The sequence below is a fragment of the Microbacterium sp. genome, assembly GCF_039812165.1.
GTDB lineage: Bacteria > Actinomycetota > Actinomycetes > Actinomycetales > Microbacteriaceae > Microbacterium.
Window position 1 is genome coordinate 1 of record NZ_JBDIAB010000133.1, and the last position, 8,362, is coordinate 8,362.

At 75.6% G+C, this 8,362-nt stretch carries 5 protein-coding genes; 1 reads left to right on the plus strand and 4 read right to left on the minus strand.

From position 1 onward, the window contains the following. Positions 1-1,037, minus strand: a 1,037-nt coding sequence (locus tag WML84_RS10560) for an ATP-dependent helicase (protein WP_347346105.1), incomplete at its 3' end; no start/stop codon positions are given. Beyond that, the gene (gene nudC / locus WML84_RS10565; RefSeq protein WP_347346106.1) at positions 1,034-1,939 is read right to left on the minus strand and encodes an NAD(+) diphosphatase; all 906 of its coding nucleotides are present in this window, start codon (positions 1,937-1,939) and stop codon (positions 1,034-1,036) included. The genes WML84_RS10560 and nudC, both read right to left, overlap by 4 nt. A gap of 65 nt (positions 1,940-2,004) precedes the next feature. Here nudC and WML84_RS10570 point away from each other — a divergent pair, with 65 nt between their 5' ends. Further along, on the plus strand, positions 2,005-3,222 hold the full coding sequence (locus WML84_RS10570; protein WP_347346107.1) for a phosphotransferase: 1,218 nt from the start codon (positions 2,005-2,007) through the stop codon (positions 3,220-3,222). Between the two features lie 18 nt (positions 3,223-3,240). Here the strand turns inward: WML84_RS10570 and WML84_RS10575 are convergent, their stop codons facing one another. Continuing rightward, on the minus strand, positions 3,241-6,576 hold the full coding sequence (locus WML84_RS10575; protein WP_347346108.1) for an ATP-dependent DNA helicase: 3,336 nt from the start codon (positions 6,574-6,576) through the stop codon (positions 3,241-3,243). Beyond that, on the minus strand, positions 6,573-8,362 hold a 1,790-nt coding region (locus WML84_RS10580; protein ID WP_347346109.1), incomplete at its 5' end, for a PD-(D/E)XK nuclease family protein. The genes WML84_RS10575 and WML84_RS10580, both read right to left, overlap by 4 nt.

Consider the following 8,362-nt stretch of genomic DNA (forward strand, 5'->3'; position numbering starts at 1 on the left):
GGGTACGCCGTCACGTGCGGCGCGACGGTCAGCGGCGGCGGCGCAGCGCGCGACGGCGTCCGGTCCGCCCGCTCCGCGTCGGCCGCCCGACCCGACGCCTGCGCGCCCCGTGCCGCGGGCACCAGCACGAGGGCTCCGGGACGCCCGCGCATGAGTGCGTTCGCGACCGCGAGGACCGCGGCATCCGATCGGTAGTTCGTCTCCAGCCGCACCACGCGCGCGTCGGCGTAGCGCTGGGCGAACCCGAGCAGGAAGCGGGGGTCGGCGCCGGCGAACGAGTAGATGGTCTGGCTCGCGTCGCCCACGACGCACACGTCGCGCCGCTCGCCGAGCCACACCTCCAGCAGCCGCTGCTGCACCGGGGAGACGTCCTGGAACTCGTCCACCGTGAAGTGCCGGTACTGCTCGCGCACCGCGGCGGCCACACGGGCCTCCGACTCCAGCATGCCCGCGCACGCCAGCAGCACGTCCTCGAAGTCGATCTGGCGGCGCGCGTCCTTGAGCTTCTCGTACCGGGCCTGGAGATCGGCGAGCGGCGCCGCGCCGAGGCCGCCGGCCCCGGTCGGACGGTCGCGGGCCGCCTCGTCGATGCTTCGCATCGTCACCTTGCGCCACTCGATGTGGCTCGCGACGTCGCGCAGCGCGGTCGTGTCGAGCCCGAGCCCCAGCTCGTCGGCCGCCTGCGACAGCAGCCGCACCTTGTGGTCGACGATCGCGGGCGCGCTGTCGCCGGTCAGCTGTGGCCAGAAGTAGTTGAGCTGCGCGAGCGCGGCGGAATGGAAGGTGCGCGCCGACACGCCGTGCACGCCGAGCGCCCGCAGCCGGCCGCGCAGCTCGCCGGCCGCCTTCGTCGTGAAGCTCAGCGCCATGACCCGCTGCGGCGAGTAGGCGCCGACGTCGACCGCGTAGGCGATGCGATGCGTGAGGACGCGGGTCTTGCCGGTGCCGGCTCCGGCCAGCACGCACACCGGGCCGCGGACGGCGGATGCCGCTTCGCGCTGCCGTTCGTCGAGCCCCTCGAGTGCCCGTTCCGTCATCCGGCGAGCCAGCCCGCGATCAGCCGGTGCGCGATCGACGCCGCCCCGGGCAGTCGCGCGTCGCCCTCCCCCGCCATCGCCGCAGCCGCCTCGGCCCGCGTGAACCAGCGCACGCGGACGATCTCGTCGCCGTCGGGCCGCGCCTCGTCCGCGTCGATCGCGGTCGCCTCGAAGCCGAGCATGAGCGAGCGGGGATACGGCCAGGCCTGCGATCCGCGGTAGCGCAGGTCGGTGACGCGCACGCCCGCCTCCTCCTCGACCTCGCGCACGACCGCGGTCTCGAGCGACTCCCCCGCCTCGACGAACCCGGCGAACGTGGAGTAGCGGCCCTCGGCGGCCCACAGCGCGTTCTGCCCGAGGAGCAGCCGCTCGCCGCTCGCGTCGATGACCGCGACGATGACCGCCGGGTCGTTGCGAGGGAAGTGCTCGCGTCGGCAGCCGGAGCACAGGCGCGACCATCCGGCCATGCTGAGCTGCGTGCGCTCGCCGCAGGCCGCGCAGAACGGCGCGTCCCGCAACCAGCGGCTGAGGCACACCGCCTCGACGAGGAGGCCCGCCTCGGCATCCGACAGCTCCCCGCCGATCGTGCGCAGCGGCACCCAGTCCTGCGCGTCGTCGGCGACCGTGGCGTCGGCCGACAGCGCGGCCACGAGAAGGCCGGCGCCCTCGGCATCCCGACCCAGGAACGCCCACTGCGCGTTCTCGCGCACATCGCCCGGCGCGACGAAGCGCAGCGTGCGGTCGGCCGTGAGTGCGGCACGGTCGTCTTGAACCACGAGCACGTGCGTGCCGGAGTCGGCCCGCAGGCGCTCCACCAGATCGGGATCGAGCCGCTCCTGACCCGCACGATCGATGCCGGTCGTCGGGAGGACGGGGCGCGGGCGGGTGGTCTTCATCGTCATCGAGGACCTCTCTTGCCGGGCGTGGCGCGAAGGCGCCGGGGCGTGATCCACCTACCCTGGGGGGCATGGCACGCTCACCGCTCACTCTAGCCGCGTCGGTCGCCTCCGCTCTCCCGCAGGTGAGCGTCGTGCGCGTCGGAGCGCTCACCGAAGGCGCCTCCGGCCGCTACGACAGCGCCGTCGTGACCCTCGACGACGGCCGTCGCGTCGTCGTCCGGGTGCCCGTCGACGCCGAGGCCGACGCCGAGCTCCGCGCCGAGGTGCACGCGCTGCGGGCCCTCACTCCCGGGGTCCGCGGTGTCGTGCCGTTCGAGGCTCCGGAGGTCGTCGGCGAGTCGTCGGCGGGCGGTGCCTTCGTGCTCGTGGAGACCCTGCTCGAGGGCTACCGCGTCGACGGTCCGCACATCCCGGCCGGTCCCGGCGTCGCGACCGCGATCGCCGCCGCCATCGCCGCGGTCCACGACCTGCCGCACACCGTCGTGCGCGACGCCGGTCTGCCGCTTCGCACGTCCGCCCAGATCCGCGACGACGCCGAGCGCCTGCTCGACCGCGCCGAGGCCACCGGGCGCCTCCCGTTCGGCCTGCTCCGCCGCTGGAGCCAGGCGCTCGCGGCCGAGCCGCTGTGGCGGTTCGAGACCACGGTCACGCTCGGCGGCGTCGAGCCCGGCGCGTTCCTGCTCGCCGACGCCGACGGCATCCCGTCGGTCACGGGCCTGCTCTCGTGGGGCGGTCTCAGCGTCGGCGACCCCGCCGTCGACCTGCGCTGGACCTCGGCCACGCCGCTCGCGCGCGACGAGGTGCTGAGCGCCTACGCGACGGCCTCGGGTCGTGCGCTCGACCCGCTGGTGGTGGCCAGGGCCCGCCTGTACGCCGAGCTGGAGTTCGCGAAGTGGCTCGTGCACGGGCACACGGTCGGCTCGGAGTCGATCGTGACCGATGCCGTGGGTCTGCTCGAAGCGCTCGACGAGAACGTGCGCGACGAGCCGCTGCTGACCCGCGAGGGCGTCAACGTCGACGACGCGCTCGCGCTCCTCGCGCGCGTGCCCGACACCGCCGCCGAGCTCGTCGACACCTCGATGCAGACGGACGCGTACGACCCCGCGACCATGAGCGCGTTCACGACGCCCGCCGCGACCGACCGCGCCCCGCACGCCGACATCGCCACGTCGCCGATCGAGCTGTCGGACTGGTCGCCGCAGGCGCCGGATGCCGGTGCCGACGACGCCGGCGCTCGCGACGAGGCGGCGCAGAACGCCCTCCGCCGCTGGACCGAGTCCGCGTAGCAGCGAGCTCGACCACCGTCAGCCGCGGATGACGAGGTCGTCGGCGACGTAGTAGAGCGCCACGTCGATCCGGTCGAGCGGCACGCCGTGCTTCGCGTGGTACGCGCGGCGGTAGAGCTCGAGCTGCAGCATCCGCTCGGCCCGCTCCGCCTCGGTGCGCGGCGCCCGGCCGGTCTTCCAGTCCACGATCTCGATGCGCCCGCCGCGGTCGTCGCGACGGTAGACGGCGTCGAGCTTGCAGATCACGACGTGCGGGCGGCCGTCGCCGAGCAGGTCGTCGACGGCGAGGTCGATCTCGGTCTCGACCTCGAGCGGCTGCAGGTCGGCCCACTCCGACGACAGGAAGTTCGCCACGAGCCGGTCGAGCGCCTCGGCGTCGCCGCCGCCGGCGGGCTCGGCGTCGCCGAACCAGAGCGGATCGTCGAGCGACGCTCCCGCCCCGCCGAGTCCGGAGCGCTGCTCCACCCACGAGTGGAACAGCGTGCCCAGGCGGGTCTGCCGGTACGGACGCTCGGGCAGGGGACGTGCGAGCGCCGCGATCGCCGCGCCGAGGTCGCCGGCGAACTCCTTGTAGCGCGACGCCGGGATGCGCGTGGGCGCCTGCCCGACCCGCTCCGAGGTGCGCTCGGCCCGCTCGGCGAGCAGCAGCTCGAGGTCGCGGCTCGCAGCGGCCGGCGGCGCCGCCTGGGCCCGTCGCACCGCCGCGGCAGCCGCCCGCACGACCTCGCCCCGCGCTCCGAGCGGATCGAGCGGCCATCGCAGCGTCTGCCGGCGGCCGAGGTAGGGGTTGTCGAGATCGCCCTCCGACGCCACCGAGAGCAGCCCCAGCGCCGCGGCGATCTCGTGCAGGAAGCGGCTCGGCGCGCGGGAGGACTTCGTGCCCGACCAGCTCGCGCCGCTCAGCAGCAGATGGTCGCGAGCGCGCGTGACCGCGACGTATGCGAGCCGGCGCTCCTCGTCGACGTGCCGGCTCCGCAGCGCCGCGGCGAACTCGTCGAGCGCGGCCTTGAGCTGCTGCTGCGTGGGCGCGTCGTGCCGCTCCCAGCGGAGGCGCGGCAGCCACGGCGCGTCGCCGCGGAACCCGTAGGGCAGCACGCCGAAGCCGAGCCACCCCTTGCCGTCGCGGAAGCGCGTGGGCAGCTCGTCCTCGACGCAGCGCACGACGGCGACCGCGTCCCACTCCAGTCCCTTCGAGCCGTGGATCGTGAGCAGCTGCACGACGTCGTCCTCGGGCGGCTCGGTGCGCGGTGCGAACTCGTCGAGCCGCTCGGCGCGGTCGAGCCAGGCGAGGAGGTTCGGCAGCGACCCGCTCTCGTCGGTGGCGAGGAAGCCGTGCAGCTCGTCGACGAAGGCGCGCAGCTGGTCGCCGGCGAGGCGCACCGGACCTCGCGCCTCGTTGGCGGCGAGCTCGATGTCGAGGCGCAGCTCGGTCTCGACGACGCGGACGAGCTCGGGGATCGGCAGCCCGACCGAGCGGCGGAGCCCGGCGAAGACGGCGCCGGCGTCGGCGAGCCGCTCGCGCGCCGTCTCGGTGAAGCCGGCGAGCCAGCCGTGGTCGAGCGGATGCCGCGCCACGAAGTCCAGCGCCTCGACGAGCGAGCCGCGGTCGTCGCCGACGACCTCGGGCGGGAGCGGCTGCAGCGCGGCGTCGTGGCGGGCCAGCCGCGTCGCGAGATCGCCGAGGGCGCGGAGATCTGCGAGGCCGATGCTCCAGCGCGGGCCGGCGAGCAGGCGGATCAGCGCGGAGCCTGCCTGCGGGTCGCTGAGCACGCGCAGGGCCGCGACGACGTCGACGACCTCGGGCGTGGAGAGGAGCCCCCCGAGGCCGAGGATGCGGTGCGGGATGCCGCGGCGCCCGAGCGCCTCGGCGAACCGGTTCATGTGCTTCTTGCTGCGGAACAGCACGGCCCCGGTGGTGGGCTCCCCCGCCGCCGCGCGGGCGTCGCGCACCTCCGCGAACCACGCCGCCACGCGATCGGCCTCGGCGTCGAGGTCGGTCTCGAACACGACCGCGACGTCGCCGCGCGGGGCCCCAGGCCGCGGGCGCAGCGGCTCGACGGGAAGCGGGGACGAGGCCGCGAGGGGCGCGAGCACGGCGTCGGCCGCGGTGAGCACGTCGACGCTGCCCCGCCAGCTCGTCATGAGCGAGAAGCGCGCGCAGTCGCCGCCGGAAGCCGGCGCTCCCGTCTCGGTGCGGCCGGCGAACGCGTCCGCGAAGCCGCCGAGGTTGCCCGCGCTGGCGCCGCGCCAGCCGTAGATCGACTGGTGCGGATCGCCGACGGCCATGACCGCGGTGCCCGCGAACGCGGCGGCCAGGAGCTCGGTCTGGAGCACCGAGGTGTCCTGGTACTCGTCGAGGAGCACGACGCGGTAGCGGTCGCGCAGCTCGTCCACGACGGCGCGATGGCCCCGCACGACCTCGAACGCGCCGGCGACCTGGTCGGAGAAGTCGATGACGCCGAGGCGGCGCTTGCGATCGCGATACTCGCCCGCCAGGGCGACGAGCACCTCGAGCCCGCCGACCCTCGCCGCCGCGTCCGCGACGTCCTTGTAGACCGTGACGCCCTTGCGCTGCGAGGGGCGTTCGCGCACGTCCGCGAACCCCGCGGCGAAGGCGGCCAGCTCGTCGAGGTCGACACGGTTGTCCACGCTGTCGCGGGCGATGCGGAGCGCCCCGTCGACGATCGTGCGCAGCGCCTCCTCGCGCGTCTCCAGCCGGGGGTCGTCGGAGGCGAGCACGACGCGCCGCATCAGCAGCCAGGCCGCGGGCTCGCTGAGGACGGCGGCCTCGGCGTCACGACCGGCGCGCACCGCGTGCTCGCGCACGATCGCGTCGGCGAAGCTGTTGTAGGTCGCCACGGTCGGGCGATCGAGCAGGGCGTCGGCGGACGAGGCATCCGTCGGCCCGTCGCCGTCGCCCGCGCGCGTTCCGACCCGCCGCACGAGGTCGTCGAGGCGAGCACGGCGCGCCGCCTCGGGGGCGCCGGAGCGCTCCAGCTCGCCGAACGCGTCGAGCAGCCCCTCGGCGTGCAGGAGCGGCAGGTGCGGCAGCAGCCCGCGGCGCTCGAACTCGCCGAGCCGGGCGAGGCGGCGACGGATGCGCTCGGCGAGCTCGCCCGCGGCCTTGCGCGTGAAGGTGAGGCCCAGCACCTGGTCGCGGCGGACGAGCCCGTTCGCGACGAGCCACACGACCCGCGCCGCCATCGTCTCGGTCTTGCCGCTGCCGGCTCCGGCGACCACGAGGGCGGGCGCGAGCGGAGCGGACACCACGCGCGACTGCTCCGCCGTGGGCGGGAACTGGCCGAGCGCGGCGGCGATCGCCTCGGGCGAGAGGCGCGGAGTGTCGGCGGTCATGCGGAGCTCACCGCGCCGACGGTGTGGATGCGGCACAGCCCGTACGAGTGCTCGTCGCGGCAGTGCTCCTCGTACGGCGCCGTGAAGGCGTCGCCGCGCATGACGCGGACCGCCCCGTGCACGCGGTCGAGGAACGCCGCGCGCGCGTCGTCGTCGAACGGCGGCTGACGAGGAGTCGCCGCGGCCTTCGCGCCGCGCGAACGGAGCACCAGCAGCTTCGCCCCGCCCGAGGCGAGGCCGGCGACCTCGGGGATCGCACCTCGCTCGAACGCGAGCTGGTACGCCGCCAGCTGCGGATGGTCGGCCACGGCGCGATCGGTGACCGGCTCGTTCCTGCCGGTCTTGAGGTCGACGATCACGACGGCACCCTCGGCGGTCAGCTCGACGCGGTCGATGTAGCCGCTCAGGATCGCGCCGTGCGCGCGGGTCTCACCGTCGTCGTCGGCTACCGCATCCGGAGCGTCGTCGAGCGGGATCGGGATCTCGAAGTGCGGCTCGGCGCCGACCAGGCGCCCGCCGGAGGCCTCGAACCCGCGCAGGTAGTCGGCGAGCTGGGCCACGAGGGCCCGCGCACGACGCTGCTCAGCCCGATCCCGCCACGGCGCCTCGAACTCCAACTCGCCCCAACGTGCCTCGACGGCCTGCCACAGCGCCGCCTCGTCGCTGCCGGACGACGTCTCGAGCGCGGCGTGGATGATCGTGCCGAGCCCGGCGCTGCTGCCGCCGGGATCGGCGCCGAGGTCGCCGAGCACCCAGTTCAGCTCGCACTCCTCCAGCGCGTGCAGGCGCGACGGAGACACGCGCACGTCCTCGCGCGCGAGGTCGCGGAGCGGCGCGGCGGACGACGGCTCCGGCACGCCGTACCACTCGGACGGATCGGCTCCGGGAACGCCCGCCGCGGCCAGCAGGGCCAGCTGGCCGGGCGCCTGCGCGCGCTCGGCCGCGGTCGCGCGCGGGTCGGTGAGGGCGCGCCGGTGCTGTGCGACGAGGCCCCGCAGCGACAGCGGATGCGCCCCGGGCGGCGTGTACGGCTCGGGCAGGAACTCGAACAGCGCGCTCGGCCCCGTGTCGTCGTCGTCCACCGCGGTCACGACCAGGAGGCTCCGGGCGCGCGAGACCGCCCGCGCGAACAGGCGCAGCTCGTCGTGCAGGGCGCCGCGGCGGCGGTCGACGGCATCCGTCGCCGCGTCGTCGGCGAGCCGCCACGTCTCCAGCAGGCTCCCTCGCGCGCGCAGGTTGGGCCACACGCCCTCCTGCACGCCGGCGATCACGACGGTGTCGAACTCGGCGCCGAGAGCGCCGGCCGGCGTGACCACCTGCACCGTCTCCTCCGGCAGCGCAGCGGCGAGCCGGTCCTCGGCGACGTCGGAGTCGAGCACCCCGCGCACGAACGTCAGCGCGGGACTGCCGTCGCCGCGCTCGCCGTGCCGCTTCGCCGCCTGGAACAGCGCCACCACGGCGTCGAGGTCCCGGCCGGCGCGATCGGCGAGCGGACCACTGCCGCGTGCCGCGGCACCCCACGTGCGCTCCCGCCCGGAGCGCTCCCACGCCGTCCAGAGCAGCTCGTGCGCCGTGGCGCCGGTCGCGAGCTGCTCGCGCAGCCGCGCGATCGTGCCCGCGACGCGCGACGCGCGGCGCGCCTCGCGCGTGTCGATCAGGTCGAGCTCGATCGGATGCCGCAGCCCAGACACCAGCAGGTCGGCGCTGGAGCGCTCGCCGCCCGCGGCGAGCTCGGCGTGTCGCAGCGCGGTGCGCAGGCGCCGCAGCTCGATCGCGTCCAGGCCGC